The following is an 18,820-nucleotide window of genomic DNA, read 5'->3' as shown; positions in this document are numbered from 1 at the left end:
CGAAGCATTACCTGAAACACATGGCGACCGAATTAATATATTGGGATGAAAATAATGCCTGACTTCAAGATTCTAGCCAAAGGAGCAATTTCCGCGGTACACATCTACAGCCGCATTGGTGGCAACTACGGGTAATAATTTCTTAGCTTTATCCAATCAAATCTTCTTAAGCAAAATGGATTATCACGATGCAAGTACTTTAATAATCAACCTGAAAAATGCGGATTTAGAGCTTAGAGACAGACTGATCGCATTAGGCAGACTTAGTGAGGGCTATAATGAGGAGATGGAAAAACTCCATCTTAAAAATGCACGGGTATTAGATGAGATAATAGATAAGATTGGATATCCCACCATGGACAAAGTGGGTAAAGAAGCAAGTGATGCCGCTTGGTTAATCATTCAGCATTCCATTAGCAATCCCGATTTTATGAAAAAGAGTCTTGCGTTGTTGGTACTTGCAGTAGATGAGAAGAGGGCAGATCCTGTAAATTTAGCGTACCTATCGGATAGAGTTGCAGTGTTTGAAGATAAGCCTCAACTGTATGGAACGCAGTTCGATTGGGATGAGACAGGGCAATTAAACCCAAACACATTTGATTCACTCGAAAAAGTGAACCGCAGGAGAAAAGAAATAGGGCTAAATAGTATGGAAGAGCAAATCTTGATCATGCGAAATCGGGTGAAAAGTGAAAACCAGTTACCGCCCCAAGATTATGAAGATCGAAAGATGAAGTTTAATGAGTGGCGAAAAGCCGTTGGCTGGATTAAAAATGAGTTGTAACTTAAATAGTTATAGGATGCTACAATTTAGTTCAATGTGAAACTAATTCCTTCGCCGTTGCATCAAAGGAGAAACGACCCAATTGTATACATAACATCCTAAGCACACTTCAAAAAGCGCTTCGAGCGAGGCCGCCACGATTAGCGTAATCCCGATAACCAAAGTGGCCACTGGCCAGCTTAGCAAAAGAAAGAGCAACCACGAGGTAGAAAAGATAAATCCCAACAAGGCAGCAAAGCGTTTGGGGGGCAAAAATATAGGCCGCGGCGTACTATCTAATCCTTTAGCCAACTTTTGTGCAGACCATTTTAGTGGCGACATACTGTACGTAAAGGCTCTAATAGCAAAATCAATCACTAGAAAGCCCATTATGATCTGTGATCCAGACCATAACGCTATGATGCTCAATACAAGTACTTGCGCAGCAATCAATCGGATCACCCCTGCATCACCGTACATTTTTTTTGCATTATCATTTGCTACTTCCATATTTTCGACCTCCCTAATTTGATAAGGTGTTTTCGCAGGGCTAAGTTAGATATTAATCGTCTTATTAGTGGTAGCGTCTACCCTGCCACACGATTTTTTCTATGGTATTTACTAAAATATCAATCTCCTGATGCGTATTATAAAAAGCAATCGACGGTCTAACAGACGATTCGTACCCAAGTCTGCGAAGGATAGGCTGCGCGCAATGATGTCCTGTGCGTACAGCAATGCCCACCTCATTCAGTGCTACTCCCACTTCTTCATTACTTAAGCCTTTCAGCGTGAGAGAAAGTACACTCGCTTTCTCTCGCGCTGTACCGATCAACGTCAAGCCTGGCACTTGTCGTAGCAAGTTAGTAGCGTATTGAAGCAATTCGTGTTCGTACTGGCAAATGGCGGATAATCCGATATGTTGCACATACCTCAATGCGGCTCCCAATCCCACCGCATCTGCGATATTGCCTGTGCCGGCTTCAAACTTATTGGGGGCGTCATGAAACGTTGTGTGATCAAAACGAACATCTTTAATCATGTTTCCACCACCTTGGTATGGCGGAATCGCATTGAGCAATTCTTCTTTACCATAAAGTACGCCAATTCCCGTAGGGCCAAAGATTTTATGCCCCGAGAACACAAAGAAGTCCGGATCAAGATCTTGTAAATTGATAGCGATATGCGATACAGACTGCGCGCCATCCAGCAGCACCTTGGCTCCAGCATGATGTGCTAAGTCGATGATGCGTTTTGCTGGCGTCACCGTGCCCAAGGCATTGCTAACATGCGTAAAAGCCACCAACTTCGTATTCGAGTTGAGCAACTTTGCATACTCCTCGACCAGCAAGTTGCCATCCTCATCGACCGGAATCACCCGAATCTTAAAACCCTTGCGTTTACTTAATAATTGCCAAGGCACAATGTTCGCATGATGTTCCAAATTACTAAGGATAACCTCATCTTGCGACCCTAAATTCTGTTCGCCCCAAGTGCTGGAAACCAAGTTAATAGCTTCCGTCGTGCCACGCGTAAAGACAATTTCGTTGACAGATCGTGCATGCAAAAAGTCTTTCACTACATTGCGAGCATCTTCGTAAGCATCCGTAGATCGCGCAGCCAACTCGTGTGCCGCACGATGAATGTTTGAGTTTTCATGCGCGTAAAAGTGCGCCAATCGATCAATTACTACTTGTGGCTTTTGTGTGGTTGCGGCATTATCCAACCAGATCAGCTGGTGACCACGGATACTTTCACGCAAAATAGGAAAGTCATTGCGGATGGCGTGCACATCAAATTTTGAAGTGGTTGCCGATTTGTGAGGATTGGTCTGTACCGCACCGCTAGCGGGCACATGCGTCGCGACTTCTTGTGGTAAGAAATAAAATGCAGCTTCGCTGCTAGCTTTCTGCAACGGCGATGCCTGCCCGACGGAATCAATCCTCTTGAAGTTTTCTGCTAAATGCCAAATAGGCTGCTCGTAAGTTTCCTGAAATGGCAGTTTTAAAGCAAATGGATCAGCAAGTCCCGTATTTGCCTGGCCTGTGTACGATGGTCTGTGCTGGGTTGTAGCACCAGTAATAGCATTCAACTGATTCGCCACATCCTCAAAATCGTTAGTCCATTGGATCGTTTCCGGACTCGGTCTTGCTTGCAGTGGATCAGAAATATCGCTTGTTTTCACGCGGTTTTCATCGCGTGATTGCGACACAATCTCACGTGCTTTTACGTCGTGTAGTTCTTTTTGCGGAGCACCTGTGGGCAATTCGTTGAAATACCTATTCGCTTCGGCAGTCAAGAAATTTTCGAAATCACTCGGAGAGTTAGACATATTTGTTTACAATTAATCAACTATAGCATTCCTATTTATAATTGTATTCGTGGTAATTGTTGATATCCACATTCTCTAAAACGGCCACCGCATCATCCACAAGAATCACCAGTGAGCAATACAACGATATTAAATAAGTAGCGATTGCTTTGTCGTTGATTCCAGTAAACTTCACAGATAGCCCGCGCGTCAATTCTCCTGGTACATTCGGCTGGTACAATCCGATAATCCCTTGCCGCGATTCGCCTGTCCGGATCAGGATTACTTTAGTCTTACCTTTCACAATCGGCACCTTGTCGCTCGGAATAAGTGGTACACCACGCCAAGTCAGAAACTGCGAGCCAAACAAAGAAACTGTTGGTGGTGGCACACCACGGCGCGTACATTCTCTGCCAAAAGCAGCGATTGCCAATGGATGCAAGAGGAAAAATCCAGGTTGCTTCCACACTTTGGTCAGCAATTCATCTAAATCGTCGGGCGTGGGTGCACCCGCTCTGGTCTTGACAATCTGCTTGGTCGCTACATTACTTAAAATACCGTAGTCCTTATTATTAATTAATTCGCTTTCTTGCCGTTCTTTGATTTTTTCGATCGTAAGGCGGAGTTGTTCACTGATCTGATTGTACGGTTTGCTGTATAAATCAGAGACGCGTGTGTGCACATCGACCAAGGTATTCACCGCACTAAGATTATATTCACGGGGATTCTCATCGTAATCCACATGCGTATGTGGTAAGATGCTTTCATCCCTGCGTGAGCAATCCACTTCAATACTATCTTCGCCCACCACTTTGTTGAGGCGAAACACGCCTGATTCGACCGGAATCCATTCCAACAGATGTACCAACCATCTCGGCGAAATGCTCTCTAATTGTGGCGCGGTTCTCGTGGCGATGGCCAAATGCCTTGCCGCGACATCACCTAATGCAGTTTGTCCCTGTTTTGATTGTTCACTCATTGTCTCTGATTTTAATAATGCTGTTCTAAGTTGAATTAATAGTGAGTGTGCATATCAGCGATCGTGTATTTCCCATTCTATCCCGTCTCGTGCCAAGCTGATTATGGCGAAGCTGAAATCCCCTCACAGCCAAGATATTGAGCCCACCTAAACTAAAACTAAGTTAACAAATATTCTTTCAGAAACAAAAATAATCTATTAAAGTAATATACTTTATTTTGTGGTATGCTTTTATGTGGCAGGGGATATTGTTTATTGAAACTGTAATGGAATGATTTGTCAATAGCATGATTCAATATCATGCAAAATTGATACGATTGTGATAGGTAACTATGCTCAAATTGTGCAGTTTTGATAAATACGTACAAAAAACCGTTTCGTGACGAACGCTATCCTTATGAATAAATTAGCCTCCAGTACCCTCGCCTTCCTGTGTCTTGCGCTTTCCGTGCAGGCCGCCGACATCAAAATAAAAGTGACCAAGCGCTATATTAATTTCCCTATATCGCAGCAAGTTGATCGGCAAGTGATGACAATGTTGGTCGACGGACAAGAGGATCGGAAGTTCAATATTCGCCTAGCGAATGGTGATCCAGAATATTGGGTTTTCACCGATGTATCGGCCTACCAAGGCAAAACGATTACCCTGAGTTATGATGGGGATGAAAGTGCACTTAGCCAAATTTATCAGGATGATAAGATCGCAGGACAAGATTCCATTTATCAGGAAGTAAACCGACCGCAATTTCATTACACCACAAAACGTGGTTGGGTCAATGATCCTAACGGGCTGATATTTTATGCCGGCGAATACCACCTCTTCTATCAGCATAATCCCTACGAAAAAGAATGGGAAAACATGTCTTGGGGGCACGCGGTGAGCAAAGATCTGGTACATTGGGAAGAACTTCCTGTAGCATTGCATCCAGACAAAATGGGTACGATGTTTTCGGGTTCGGCCGTGATTGATTATGATAATACTTCTGGATTTGGGAAAGATGGAAAGCCTGCGATGGTGGCATCTTACACAGCAGAAACGGGCGAGAGACAAGTGCAATGTATGGCGTATAGCTTAGACAATGGCCGCACTTGGACGAAATACGCCAACAATCCCGTGATTGATAGCAAGGAGAAATGGAATAGCCGCGACACGCGTGATCCGAAAATAATCTGGTATGCACCTAGCAATCATTGGGTGATGGTGTTGAATGAGCGCGATGGTCAATCGATTTATACTTCTGCAAATCTGAAAGATTGGACATACGAAAGTCATACCACGGGTTTCTGGGAATGTCCGGAATTGTTCGAATTGCCGATTGATGGGGATGAAAATAATAAGAAATGGGTGATGTACGGCGCGTCCAACACGTATATGATTGGTTCTTTTGATGGCAAAATATTTACACCAGAAAGTGGCAAGCATCAACTAGGAACAGGAACGATCTATGCGGCACAAACGTTCTCCAATATTCCAGCTAGCGATGGCCGACGGATCCAGATTGGCTGGGGGCGCGTAGAGCATCCGGGCATGCCATTCAACGGCATGTTTCTTTTGCCTACGGAGCTGACCTTGAAGCAAACTAATAATGGCGTTCGCCTGTTCAGCCAGCCTGTCAAGGAAGTCGAAAGTCTATTTACTCCGGTACAGAAATGGTCTAATCTCACATCTGATCAGGCTAATGAAAAGCTAAAACCCTATTACGATGCCAAGCAATTGCGCATCAAAACCACTTTTAAGCTATCGCACGCGACGGATGCCGGATTTAACCTGTTCGGACAGCGCATCATCGGGTACGACATGAATCATAATACGATCAATGGGGTTTTCTATTCGCCCGAAGATATGACCAGCATGGAGCTAACAGCTGATATCTTTATCGATAATACGTCTATCGAGGTGTTCATTGATGGCGGTCGGTATTCGTACTCCATGAAGCGTAAACCAGATCGTAAGAATACGGAAGGTTTCCATTTCTGGGGCAATAATATTGATGTGACTAACCTCGAGGTCTTTGAGGCGAAATCTATTTGGAAGTAAATGCATCGCTTATTTGGGGTAAGATCTTGGTTATTGTTTGGCCATTGATTCACGATTGATTCACCATTACTTAACCTTTCCCGTATCGTTAGTGTATTGTTAGTGTAACTAACATAGGCATTTTATGTATTGGTACTGTATTGGTTATGTATTATTACTGTACGTACAAACGTGAGGTACATGCCGATCAAAGGTTAAGGAGATGCCGATCAATGGACTGTGGCACCTTGATACCTCGGCTTCGCAATGTCGCGTTTCCGTTCGGACTTGACATCCGATTGTAAATTGTCGAAATGATAAAGTGCTACTTTTTTTTATTATATTAGATAAAATAAATAGACCAAACATGAACTAGTCTCGCCAGCTTGCTATATGAAAACTCAAAAATGCTTTACCTACATTCTTATCATCTTAGTTAGCGCATTTAACTTAGTAAGTTGTGAAGTGAGCACTGCCCCTGTTCCGCATACCTATCACTTCTTCCTAGATTTTAGCGAAGTCAGCACATTGGATAGCTTGCAGCAAATAGATTTAGATAAATTGAAAGCCAATGTAATCGCTAAAGACAAAGCAGGAAAAACGGTGCTAACTTCGTTTGATGTGGTAAATGGAAAAGATAATCCTGTTTTGGCTGTTCAGTCCACTACACCTCCAAGCGATATTTTAGATTGGATAAGCTATAGCATACAAAGTGCGGAGCTAATGGGTGAATCTGCTGTGCATATTTTGGAAACCAAATGGAGATTTTCCAATAATAACACACACCTCTCCGAAATTACTTTAGATGGCATAGCCCTGCCTCCGAGCCAATACAATGCAATGATGTATTATACCATACCTAAGCCTTAGAGAGCGATAGTAATAATCCAAAGTCGACCTACAGCCACATTTATCTCTTTTACGGGAATCCGCATTTTTTATATTGAGCTAATCGCCTATCTTAGTGTTGTTATTAACCCGAACACACCTATGAATATTTCATTATTACCACTTTGCTTTATCGGCGTATTAGAACTTTTTCAAATGCTTTTGATACTCGCTGTTTATGTGATCGTCTTTCTACTGTTACGCAAGGTGTTTCTTTGGTACTGGAAGGTAGATCAGATCTTGGAAAACCAACAAAAACAAATCGAGCAACAACAGACAATCATTGATGGTTTGGCTGGATTGTATAAGTCGTTGAATAAGCCTGTTGATTGATAGGCTAAACAGAGTGATGATCTTTTATAATCTTTAAGATGGATTTTGAAGCAATATTAAAGCAACTTCAAGACTGGACTAACAAAGTCCCCTTGATAATACTGGGTAGCGGAGCGTCTGTTCCTTTTGGCTTACCGTCGATGTGGAGACTTGGAGAATATCTAAAGAGTACATTGTCTTTTGATAATGAAATAGATAATACTCAACTTGAGGCGTTTAAGAAAGGTCTTGAAGAGTTTCAAGATTTAGAAAAAACGTTGTTGAATATACAACTCAATGAGAATGTTCTCAAAGAAGTGATTAAAGCCACTTGGATGTTGATTTCGGAATCCGATTTGAGTGCATACGAACAATTTGTTTTGAATGCTAAAGAAGTACCATTGGTAATATTGATGAAACATTTGCTTTCAACAACGAACAGGAAACTTTCCGTAGTAACAACTAATTACGACCGCATTGCAGAGTATTGTGCAAGTGCTTCCGAAGCATTTATTTGTACTGGATATTCTCAAAACTATATTGGACATTTTTCGGATAACATTCACACAAACGCTTTGGCAAAAATAAAGGGATTTGGTGGACAAGTTAATATTTGGAAAGTTCACGGCTCACTAGATTGGTTTGAAACATCAAGTAAAGAAAATATTCATTTGCCTTTGCGCAAAGATATTCCACAGGATTGCAAACCATTGATTGTAACACCAGGACTTAGTAAATATGCCGAGACGCATAATGAGCCATATAGAACCATCTTCACACAAGCAGATACAGAAATTCAAAACGCAAACGGTTATTTATGTATTGGATACGGTTTTAATGATGTTCACGTACAACCAAAACTCATTCAACAAATAAAAACAAAACCAATCATTGTTCTCACGAAAGAATTAACATCCAAGACAAAAGAAACAATAATTGATGGGGGCTGTAGGAATTATATCTTAATGGAAGAAATAAATGGTAAAGACACCAAAATATATTCGTCAAGTCAAGGAGAACATATAATTAAAAACGTTAGCTATTGGAACTTGGGGGAATATCTTAAACGAATACAATAATATGGCAATATTCACTTTTGAAGACAATTCTTCTATCGGAACAGTTTTTAGTGTTGATACGGCAACACTTATCATAAAGGTTGATGAACTTGACAAACTAAGAAAACTGCAAGTCAACCACTTGGTAGCAATCCAAAGTTCAAAAGCAGGGCAACATTTGATCGGAATTATCAATCGAATAACTCGTAAGGCTTCTGATGAAGAACAGCCAGCAGGAGACAATTTGGGGTTAAACAATTTCCTTTTTACAGAAAACATTCTGAAAGTAAATTTGATTGGAACTTTATTGAATAAACACGGAGAAAAGAAAAACGTTTTTAAAAGAACGCTTGATACCGTACCTGAAATTGAAGCAAAGTGTTTTCCAATAGATGGAGAGAACATAACCAAATTTATGCAAACAATTTCCACCAAAGAGAACTATAAGATTCCCCTCTCAATCGGAAAATATTCCATAGATGAAAATGCAGAAGCATTTTTAGATGGAGATAAGCTTTTTCAAAGACATGCTGTAATTGTAGGTAGTACAGGCTCAGGAAAGTCTTGGTGTGTAGCTAAAATAATTGAACAAATAGCAAAATTGCCGATGGCAAACTCCATTTTGTTCGATATACACGGAGAATACAGCGGAGAAAACTTCAAAGCTGATGGAATACAACATTTCAGAATTGCCAATCCTTCTGATTTGGGTAGAAGAGGTAATCTAGCAAACGGTGTTTTGATGTTACCGTATTGGTTATTGACCTATGAAGAAATGTTAGCAATGTTACTTGACCGTAGTGATAGTAATGCACCGAATCAGGCAATGGTTTTTTCGAGAACGGTATATACAGAAAAGAGAGATTACCTTACTTCAATAGGAGATGAACTATTTGTTGACAACTTGACAATTGACAGTCCAATACCATACAAATTAGAAACTGTTTTAGACGAACTTAAACGTTTGGATACGGAGCGTGTTGCAGGTTCTACGTCAGCAGGTAAAAATGGAGATTTTAATGGGAAATTATCTCGCTTCATTCAGCGTCTTGAAGCAAAGAAAGATGATAAACGCTTAGGATTTTTATTTCAAATTTCTGAAGATGAACTACAATTAGATTGGTTGAGTGATTTTTGTAGCGCGTTGATGCATGGTTCAGAACTTAATGGCAAAAAATCAGGGGTGAAAATTTTAGATTTTTCTGAAGTGCCGTCCGATATTTTACCTTTAGTAATTGGCTTGGTTGCAAGAATTATTTTTACAGTTCAACAATGGACAACGAAAGAAAATCAACATCCAATTTGTCTACTTTGTGATGAAGCTCACCTGTACATTCCAGAAAGAACAAATCAAGACGGTGCTTCCGAACTTGGTTTGAAAAGTTTTGAAAGAATTGCGAAAGAAGGTAGAAAATATGGAGTCAGCCTTACTGTAATTAGTCAACGACCTGCCGAGGTAAACCGTACTGTTTTGAGTCAATGTAATAATTTTATTTCCTTACGACTGTCCAACTCGGAAGATCAGGCAGTAATAAAAAGGCTTTTACCAGATAATCTTGTAGGATTGACAGAAGTTCTTCCAATTTTAGATATTGGAGAAGCTTTGATTGTTGGTGACGCTTCACTACTCCCTACAAGAGTTCTAATTTCTGAACCAACAATAAAGCCTGATAGTGCAACAATTAAATTTTGGAGACAGTGGAGCAGTAAAGATGCAACACAAAGCATTGAAAATGCTGTTATTGCGCTTCGCAAACAATCTAAATTTTAAATAATGCATGATATAGCATTTAAAATATTTAAAGAGTCATTTGACGTTTTTGTAATCAGAGAGCGAGACAATATTTTTAGTAACATCGCTGAAAGAAATCTTTGCGGCCGTTTAGCGATATATATCACAGAGAAATTAAGTAAGTATGGTTTTACTAATTATTATGCTGACACAGAATATAATCGTAAACAGGGAGGAGAAATAAAGACTATTATCGACGAAGACATGGAAGTCATTAAAATTCAAAGTGACCTTATAGTACACACTCGAGGTCAAATTGTACAATATGATAACCTTATTGCGATCGAAATGAAGAAAAGTAATAGGCCTGATGCAGAAAAAGTGGCTGATAGAAAAAGACTACGCGCTATGACAAAATGTAGAGAAGACGACATTTGGTCTTATGATGGTAATACGCATCCCGAGCATGTTTGTGGTTATGCTGTTGGAATATATATAATCTTAAACATACCTTCTGAAACTTGTACACTTGAAATATATAACCGTGGTCAATTTATTGATTCTCATCAATTAAGCTATCGAACCCGTTGAAATTTTGGAATTCACCCTGCATAGGTGCGATAAATTATGATAATATCTATCAAAAATTCGACATCAATTGTTTTAAAGAATGGTAAATCTCATAAAAATCTTTGATTACGGTGGATCACGTACTTCATCAAAATAATATATGTCAATAACGACTCAATAGTATATAAAGCGAAAGAGATTGCCGCTACCTCGTTTTTTAGTTAATAAGCTTGATAAGGTTAATAAGGTTGATAAAGCTAATACCTCCCCAAAAAACAACAAAGGTTGCCCATTCACATAAACAGGCAACCTTTGGCATATTGAAATCTATTACTTTTTCTCCAAGAGCTTCATCAAGCGATGAAATATTTCTGTATTCTCATAAAAACCAATAAAAGACTGTGCGCCGGGACCGTAAGCCATCACAGGCACCAGCATGCTACTGTGATCATTCGAAGCGAAATTCCCTTGAATGCTGCCTGTTGCGGCATCTGCATCCAGTAAACTAAGCGCACCAGTCTCGTGGTCGGCCGTCACCAAAACCAAGGTATGGCCATCGGCATCCGCGAAGCGCAAAGCCTCTCCTACGGCCTGATCGAAATCCAATGTTTCGGTTGCCACATACGTCAAATCACGGGCATGACCGCCATAGTCGATCTGCGCACTTTCGGCCATGATAAAGAAACCTTTGTCGCGCTTATCCATCTTATTGATCGTGAGGTTCAACAATTGCGACAGCACAGCACCTCTGCCCTCTTTGACTGGGCGTGTGAGTGAGTCTGGCAAAAAGGTAATGATCTTCTCTGCGTCGGATTGCTGATAATCCGCCACACTATTTACCAAGGTAAATCCATTCGTCGTCAACTCGTTTTTCAATTGTTCATAGGATTGTTTCGTACGGTAAGGTGCTGGTGTTCCGCCGATTAATAGATCTACGCTGGAATTAGTCAAGAGCGACCGCGTAATGGCTTCCGAAGCATTGCGATCGGGATTCTTGGCATAAAAAGAGGCGGGTGTCGCATCCGAAGCATCACCAGTAGAAATAATGCCGGAACGCATCCCTAAACTTCTGATGCGATCTGGAATAGCGGGCAAGGCGGTTCCGTTGGTATCTACGCTCAGGTATCCATTATAGGTTTTCGTTCCTGTCGCGATGGCTGTGCCACCTGCACCAGAATCGGTATTGCTGGGGCTATACGATGTGGTGGATGAAAAACCGATGTGACGCATGCTATGCATATTGGATTGGCCACGATTGGCAATTATGGCCGTTTGCAGATGGCCTAATCCCATCCCATCACCAATCAGCAAAATCACATTGCGGATCTCTGCATTTGTACCATCGCTTTTGTAGTTGGGCGTATATACTTCGTACGGATTGGCGAGCTGAAAACGGGAAGCATTCAACTCGTCTAAATATACTTTCAGCTTCGCTGGATGATCGGTATTGAGCCAACTCACACCCATTTTCTCGAGTACTAACCATGTATTCACATTATCTGCTGTGCCCCATAGGCGAAAAGAAATACCCCATTCTTTCGCGCGTTGTGCATCTTCCATGATCTTTTGCATTTCGGCTTTTGGCGGTACAGCTTTGCCATTCCATTGGCTGTAAGCCTTCAAATCTTGACTAATCATCCCCAAATGTTTACGCTGCGCTTCGGTGTAGTCTACGTTTGGTCGACCATCAAATAAGATCCAGGTTGGAAACTGAGAGAATAATTCTGCTGGCGGCATATTGCCACTAATTACCACACGTACTGGATGAGCTGATTTATGATGGTCGAACATAAAGTCGTACTGCTGCAATAGCTTGATCAATGCAGGCATCAATCGTTGGTAATCTTCTTTAAAATCGAATAAGAGCTGTAGATTTTTGTTCGCATCGGCGAATGGATGATTGTTATTGGCGCGGTATAATGCTGCCAAGGGTTGCAAATACAATTGCTCCAGCGTACGCCCTACTTGAATATCTTCTTTGTCATGCGCCGCATACAGGCTATCCTTACGCAAGAAAAGATCCACCTCGATGGATTCCATCCCAGCATGATACGCCGTCAAGAATGGGATGGCTTGCTCGTAATCATTATGACTGTGGCCATACACCGCTAATTGCCCAGCGGTTTTATCCGCAAACATCAATTGCTCAAAACGTTGGCGCATATCGGGCGCTTCTTGCGCCACCAGCTGCTGCTGACTACCTACAGCAAGCCAAGTGAATGCAATCCACAAAAAATTCTTCCTCATCTGTATTATTCTTAAAAAGCTATGCGCACCCGATACGTCGTAAAACTTTCGGGTTTGCATAGCTTAAAGTTATTGATTCTAATCTTGTTTACCAGCCTTCATTCTGTGCAATGCCTGCATTGCTCACATCTTGCGGCGGAATTGGCCACACGTGGTGCACAGCAGGATTGTAGTTACGTGCCGGCCATACGGTGATCGTGGTAAAAGTAGATGCTGGATCAGTCTTGGTCACGTGCTGTCTGCCTGTTGCTGGCTTAGCATATGCGGCTTGCGCATCGCCCCAGCGTACCAGGTCAGAGTGACGGTCGGTATATTCTCCGGCAAACTCCGAGCGACGCTCGCGTTTCAAGTCTACCATTGTTGCGCCGGTGATGGCCGCTAAACCAGCACGATTACGTACGAGGTTGATGCCTGCATCGCCATTCTGCCCTTGCATAATCTGAGCTTCCGATTTCATCAGCAAAATATCCGCGTAGCGTACCAATGGCACATTCAAGTCCGAAGTCGGGTAATCACCATTCGGATTCAGATGCTGGGAAATAGGATATCTAAACGGCTCCATGTATTTCTTGAACTGAAAACCCGTTTGGGAGTTGGACGAATAATATTTGCGTTCCGCCCCAAAAAGCGTGTACGTGTCATTGAACTCCAAAATGGTGGCTTTTTTGCGTTGATCACCCGTCTCAAAAGAATTATACAATTCTAATGTCGGGTGAAAATATCCCCAACCATTGTACAGACCATAGCCGGTGTTTTCAAACAAGACGGCTGGCAAGATGGATCCGCGAACCTTGTTGGACACCACCGAAAAGATATACTCAGAAGAGTAATTGTTCGCCATGTAGAACACGCTGGCAAAGTCTTCTTCCGGATTGTTGGTATCAATCAATTTGCGACCAGAACCTGAGTTGGTCACGAGGTCACAGTATTTGGCTACTTCTGCCCATTTCGCGGCATCGTAACGGGCCCATTGCACATTGGCTTTGGCCAAATAAGCATAAGCCGCATCTTTATTGGCACGCCCCAAATCACTTGACCCATACGTCGTAACTAATGGCAACATGTTTGCGGCACGCAAAAGATCGGCTTCGATCATGGCGAGGTTTTCACGCACATGAGTTGGACGCTCAAAACGGGTCTCTAGCATGTTTTCTTCGGTCACGATCGGAATTCCTGCACGCTGATCGCCGTAGTATTGCGCTAGGTAAAAATAAGCGTAACCACGCATAAAGTAGGCTTCGCCTAATACGCGCTGCTTAGTCGCTTCTTGAATCTCCATGGTGGGCACTTTACTGATAATCGTATTTGCCCGTTGGATGATTTGGTAAAACTTCTTGTACATGCTATTCACACGACTTTCATTACCATTGGCGGTGAAGTTGCGCACGGCCGCCGAACCGGCATCGGTACGTCCGGTCACCATATCGTCGGATGCATTGACGTACCAGAACAGTCCACGGCCAAACATGGCGTCGTCGGTAAAGTGCTCGTACAATCCATTCGAAGCAAAGATGGCATCTGCTTCCGTTTTCCAATAATTGGCATCGGTGATCGTACCTTCTGGCGTAAGATCGGTAAAGTCAGTCGAGCAAGACTGCGCGGTAAGGCCTATGCTTAGTAAGGCCAACGCGATATATTTATTCATTTTTAATGACATGATGGGTAATTCTACAGGTTAAAAGTTAACGTTTAATCCGACGGTGTACGTTTTCGCTAATGGATAGTTAGCCACATCCAATCCTACGCTACCTACTTCTGGATCGATACCGGTGTACGAGGTGAATGTGAATGGATTCTCTGCAGCGATATACACACGAGACTGGAATTTGCCTAATGGCAAGGTATAACCTAGCGTGATGTTTTTGATACGGAAATAATCGCCACTTTCTAAGTACCAGTCGGATGCTGTACCGAAGTTATTGTTTGGATCCTGACGGGAAAGAATTGGAATATCGCTATTAGTATTTTGTGGTGTCCAAGCACCTAGCACGCGGCTATCTAAGTTGTAACCGTTTGAGGCTGCATTGTATGCGGTGTATTTATATCCGTTAAAAATCTTCGAGCCAGATACACCATAAGTCAACACGTTCAAATCAAAACGCTTGTAATCTACGTTGAAAGAGAAACCGTACGTGAATTTAGGAATAGCGCTACCCATGTACACGCGATCATCATCATTGATGCGACCATCACCATTGGTATCTACAAAACGTAAATCGCCGGGGCGAGCCTGCGGCTGAATCAGCTGACCATTCACAGCATGTGCATCTACTTCGGCTTGTGAATTAAAGATACCAGCACTTGGAATCAAGTAGTACGAATACAATCGCTCTCCCGGCGTAGAACGGTATGGCAAGACCACACCACGCACATTATCACCGTGTTGGATAAAGTCATTGAAGTAACCATCTAGGTTCAGCACCTTATTGGTATTGACACTAATGTTGGTTTGCATGCCTATGCGCCATTCACCAAAAGTATCGTTGTAACGTACCGATCCTTCAAATCCTTTGTTTAAGATATCACCGATGTTGGACGTTGGTCCTTGTGAGAAACCGGCATGTGGATTGGCATCATTGGTGTATACCATACCCAACGTTTTCTTCTCATAGTAGTCGGCTGCAACTGTGATCTTATTCAAAATGGTCATATCTAGACCAATATCGAATGATTGGGAAGTCTCCCATAGCAAGTTTGGATTAAATTGCTTGTTCACCGCAAAGTGACGCACCAATTGCCCATCTGCGCCTATTGGCGTCAGCGTACCGGTCGATAACGGGATGTTGAACGCATAGCGATCTACGGATTGAATGTTACCAATCTGTCCCCAAGATGCTCTCACTTTTAAATCATTGACAATGGAACTGTTGAAGAAAGGTTCGGAAGAGATCTTCCACGCACCCGATACAGATGGGAATACATCTGAGCGATTTTGTGACGACAAACGAGAGGTACGATCTTTACGAATACTGGCGCCCAAGAAATAACGGTTGGCATAGTTGTAGTTTACACGCGCAATAGCCGAAGTTAAGGCATCTTCCCAAACGGCACTGGTGGGCAATGTTGGCAACGATGCGGCATTACCAATGTACTGGTACCAATCATCCTCACGTTCGAAGCCCATTCCCTGTACATAGAATTGCTCATAACGTGTTTTTTGCACTGAAAATACGGCTACCGCATCTAAGTTGTGATCGCCAAAGCTTTTGGTGTAGTTCAACTGCTGATCCCAGATCCAACGGTCTTCTTTGGATTCTTCGTGCGTCAGGTAGTTGTTTAAGTTAGCCCGTCCGATCTCTGGAATTTTTGGATCAAAACGTTTCAACGAATAGCGTCTCATATTCAGGCCAAAATTGGATTTGAAGGTCAGTCCATCCACGATATCTACTTTCACGAAGGCATTTCCGTTCAGGTTCAAGGTTGGGTTATTGACCGTAGGTCGCAATAACAAGGCTACTGGATTGTAGGTATCGCCATAAATGCTGGAGAAGCCCGACAAATCGCTCGGCACGGTTCCGTGGAAATTGCCTGCTTCGTCATAAACTGGTGCGGCGGGGTTCATGTAAATTGCATTGATAATAGCACCGCTATAGCTACTGGTCGTATTTGTACCACGGGTCGTGGTTTGGTTCACGTAGAAATTTTGTCCTACGGTGAAACGATCATGCAATTGGAACTCGGATTTTAAACGGTAAGCGAAACGCTTGTAACCGGTGTTTAGCAACATGCCTTCGCGGTCGTGGTAGCCAAATGAACTGCTATACGTAGACTTTTCGCCGCCTCCAGATATTTGCGCATTGGCATTTAGGATATTTCCTGTTTGGAAGATTTCGTCCATCCAGTTAGTACGCGTTACTTGTCCCCAAGGATTTTGCTGCGCATCGTGCCCCGCTTGCAAGTTCAAGCCGCTAGTGGCATACGCTTGATTGTAGGCTTGCGAATATTGTGCTGCATTGAGCGCTGTTGGCAGATTGCTTGCCGTTTGCCAGCCGCGGTAAAGATCTACATTCAATCTTGGCGCTCCAGATTTACCACTTTTAGTGGTAATGACGATCACCCCTGAAGATGCTTGCGCACCATAAATCGCGGCAGCAGCCGCATCTTTCAAGACATCTACTTTCTCAATATCATTCGGGTTGATGGGACCGCCATAGTAAGGCATACCATCTACTACATACAATGGTTCCTCGGCATTTAGCGTACCCATACCGCGCACCATTACTTTTGGATTGGCGCTGGGATCGCCACCTGGCGACATGACGGTAAGACCCGCCACATTTCCCTGCATCATATCCGCGATATTGCTTAGCGGACGATTGACTTGATCAGCTACATCTGGTAATGAACTGACCGCTGTGGTCAAATCACCACGACGTTGCTGACCGTAACCCACCACCACAATCTCGTCCAATTCGGATTGTTGTTGCTCTAGGCGGATCAGCATTGAGCTGCTCTCGCCTGCATTGAGTGTTTTGGTAGCCATCTCATACGATTGATAACCCACCATACTCACGCGAATGCGGTATTGCGTCGTAGCGCTTACGCCTTCTAAGACGAACATACCTTTGGCATCGGTAGATACCTGAGCCACGGCTTTGCCGCTGGCGTCTACCAGTTGCACATTGGCGCCTGGAATGTACGTGCCCGTATTGTCCATAATCGTACCGCGTAGTTGGCCGGTAGATTGTGCCCAAGCATTGGCAGCGAGGAAGAATGCAACTCCACTCATGGCTAGCCGAACATTTCTAAAAATGCTTCTCTTTTTCATCTATTAATTTGTTGTTTGGTTTTTTATTTCGGTAGAAACTGTTTGATTTATAGGTGTTTTTTGGCTGATGATCAAGCCATTTGCTGTTTCTTCGCAGCGCAAATTATTCATCTGGCAGATCACCCGAACCATGGCGGCAGCGGAATCTGATTCCAAAAACTCACCCGTAAATGTCAATCCGTCAAGATCTAAATTCGTTGTGTTGATTTGAATTTGTTTCCGTACGGCAATCGTTTCAAAAACGGATTGCAATGGCGCATCTGCAAATTCTAAGGTGGGCTCCACAGGTGTGACTTCTGGCGCTACTATTGGCGGCGTACTAACGGGCTTGATTTGCTTTGCTGGAATAAATACAAACCTTTGATTTTGGCGATCAATCGATAACTGATCCCCAGCTTCTAGATATTGATCTTCCATCGCACGACCAGTATGAGCTGCTTTCTTCACTACGATCTTGCCTGATAAGAGCGCGATATCAATCTGTTGCTTCGATGTGGCATCGATCATAAAGACCGTACCCAATGCGGTCGTACTGTATTTATCTGTCCACACGACGAATGGACGGGCCGTATCGTGTGCCACCTCAAATGTGGCCTTGCCTTGCAAATGAAGTACGCGATCGGTCTCACCGTATTGACGTGCGTAAGCGAGCTGTGCACCAGCGGACAACGTGACCACGGAACCGTCTTTGAGACGAGCAATACGATCTTGTGACGTGGTATTGCGTACGGTGATCGTATCTGTTGGTTGGGCATTCGCTTGTGCGAATGATTTACTTGGCTCTTTCGGATTTTGATATTTGAAGATCACTCCCGCGGCACCAATTAGCAGCAAAATAGCTGCGGCAGCTGCCCATGGCTGGAAGATGCGACGCGGTTTCTGCTCTTGCACATCAATCTTAGCATGTACTTGGCGCAATATGGCAGCATATTCTGGATCGGATAGCAGATTGGTCTGTTCTTGCTCATTAACGTTGGTAAAAGATTTCTCCAGCTCACTTTTCAGATCACTTTCGTGTATCTCCAAATCCGCTAAAAGATTTTCTTTCTCTCTCTGGCTCAACAGTCCTTTCCATAAAGCAGCAATACGTTTTCCAATCTGGTGTTTCATCAGGAGTAAATACACCAGCGTTGCCCCTTTGGGGATGCCCTTTTAGGTTAAGTAATGATGAACAA

At 43.0% G+C, this 18,820-nt stretch carries 14 protein-coding genes; 7 read left to right on the top strand and 7 right to left on the bottom strand.

Translation table 11 applies throughout. From position 1 onward, the window contains the following. Nucleotides 1-118 precede the first annotated feature (118 nt). Nucleotides 119-784 (top strand): DUF6624 domain-containing protein, encoded by a 666-nt coding sequence (locus GKO22_RS07935; RefSeq protein ID WP_206367853.1) that lies wholly within the window; start codon nucleotides 119-121, stop codon nucleotides 782-784. A gap of 42 nt (nucleotides 785-826) precedes the next feature. Here the strand turns inward: GKO22_RS07935 and GKO22_RS07930 are convergent, their stop codons facing one another. The 3 genes from GKO22_RS07930 to GKO22_RS07920 form a co-directional block, all read right to left on the bottom strand. Continuing rightward, nucleotides 827-1,273 carry a DUF4395 domain-containing protein gene (locus GKO22_RS07930; RefSeq protein WP_166333944.1) on the bottom strand — a complete coding sequence of 149 codons (447 nt, stop codon included), beginning with the start codon at nucleotides 1,271-1,273 and terminating at the stop codon, nucleotides 827-829. A 64-nt stretch (nucleotides 1,274-1,337) separates the two neighbouring features. Continuing rightward, nucleotides 1,338-3,095: a family 2A encapsulin nanocompartment cargo protein cysteine desulfurase gene (locus GKO22_RS07925; protein WP_166333942.1), complete on the bottom strand. Its 1,758-nt coding sequence runs from the start codon at nucleotides 3,093-3,095 to the stop codon at nucleotides 1,338-1,340. A gap of 31 nt (nucleotides 3,096-3,126) precedes the next feature. Then, on the bottom strand, nucleotides 3,127-4,053 hold the full coding sequence (locus GKO22_RS07920) for a family 2A encapsulin nanocompartment shell protein (protein ID WP_166333940.1): 927 nt from the start codon (nucleotides 4,051-4,053) through the stop codon (nucleotides 3,127-3,129). Between the two features lie 397 nt (nucleotides 4,054-4,450). On the opposite strand from GKO22_RS07920, the gene GKO22_RS07915 reads away from it, so the two are divergent. From GKO22_RS07915 to GKO22_RS07890, 6 genes are all read left to right on the top strand, one after another. Beyond that, nucleotides 4,451-6,091, top strand: coding sequence for a DUF4980 domain-containing protein (locus tag GKO22_RS07915; protein WP_166333938.1), 1,641 nt, complete (start codon nucleotides 4,451-4,453; stop codon nucleotides 6,089-6,091). Nucleotides 6,092-6,463: 372 nt separating this feature from the next. Then, nucleotides 6,464-6,940 (top strand): hypothetical protein, encoded by a 477-nt coding sequence (locus tag GKO22_RS07910; protein WP_166333936.1) that lies wholly within the window; start codon nucleotides 6,464-6,466, stop codon nucleotides 6,938-6,940. A gap of 120 nt (nucleotides 6,941-7,060) precedes the next feature. Continuing rightward, nucleotides 7,061-7,291, top strand: coding sequence for a hypothetical protein (locus GKO22_RS07905; RefSeq protein ID WP_166333934.1), 231 nt, complete (start codon nucleotides 7,061-7,063; stop codon nucleotides 7,289-7,291). Nucleotides 7,292-7,329: 38 nt separating this feature from the next. Then, nucleotides 7,330-8,349 carry an SIR2 family protein gene (locus tag GKO22_RS07900; RefSeq protein ID WP_166333933.1) on the top strand — a complete coding sequence of 340 codons (1,020 nt, stop codon included), beginning with the start codon at nucleotides 7,330-7,332 and terminating at the stop codon, nucleotides 8,347-8,349. A 1-nt stretch (nucleotide 8,350) separates the two neighbouring features. Beyond that, complete coding sequence (locus GKO22_RS07895; protein WP_166333931.1) at nucleotides 8,351-10,099, top strand: ATP-binding protein; 1,749 nt, start codon at nucleotides 8,351-8,353, stop codon at nucleotides 10,097-10,099. A gap of 3 nt (nucleotides 10,100-10,102) precedes the next feature. Beyond that, entirely contained in the window at nucleotides 10,103-10,651 is a 549-nt protein-coding gene (locus GKO22_RS07890) for a hypothetical protein (protein WP_166333929.1), read from the top strand. 309 nt (nucleotides 10,652-10,960) lie between these two features. Here the strand turns inward: GKO22_RS07890 and GKO22_RS07885 are convergent, their stop codons facing one another. From GKO22_RS07885 to GKO22_RS07870, 4 genes are all read right to left on the bottom strand, one after another. Beyond that, a complete protein-coding gene (locus tag GKO22_RS07885) occupies nucleotides 10,961-12,877 on the bottom strand; it encodes an alkaline phosphatase (protein WP_166333927.1) in 1,917 nt (638 codons plus the stop codon). An 88-nt stretch (nucleotides 12,878-12,965) separates the two neighbouring features. After that, on the bottom strand, nucleotides 12,966-14,522 hold the full coding sequence (locus GKO22_RS07880) for a RagB/SusD family nutrient uptake outer membrane protein (protein ID WP_240920211.1): 1,557 nt from the start codon (nucleotides 14,520-14,522) through the stop codon (nucleotides 12,966-12,968). 30 nt (nucleotides 14,523-14,552) lie between these two features. Next, entirely contained in the window at nucleotides 14,553-17,645 is a 3,093-nt protein-coding gene (locus tag GKO22_RS07875; RefSeq protein ID WP_206367852.1) for a SusC/RagA family TonB-linked outer membrane protein, read from the bottom strand. Nucleotides 17,646-17,648: 3 nt separating this feature from the next. Beyond that, nucleotides 17,649-18,755, bottom strand: coding sequence for a FecR family protein (locus GKO22_RS07870; RefSeq protein WP_166333923.1), 1,107 nt, complete (start codon nucleotides 18,753-18,755; stop codon nucleotides 17,649-17,651). Nucleotides 18,756-18,820: the final 65 nt, after the last annotated feature.

This window comes from Sphingobacterium chungjuense, from assembly GCF_011316935.1.
GTDB classification, from domain to species: Bacteria; Bacteroidota; Bacteroidia; order Sphingobacteriales; family Sphingobacteriaceae; genus Sphingobacterium; species Sphingobacterium chungjuense.
Note: the sequence above shows the minus strand (reverse complement) of the source record. Positions and strands in the feature narration are given on the sequence as shown.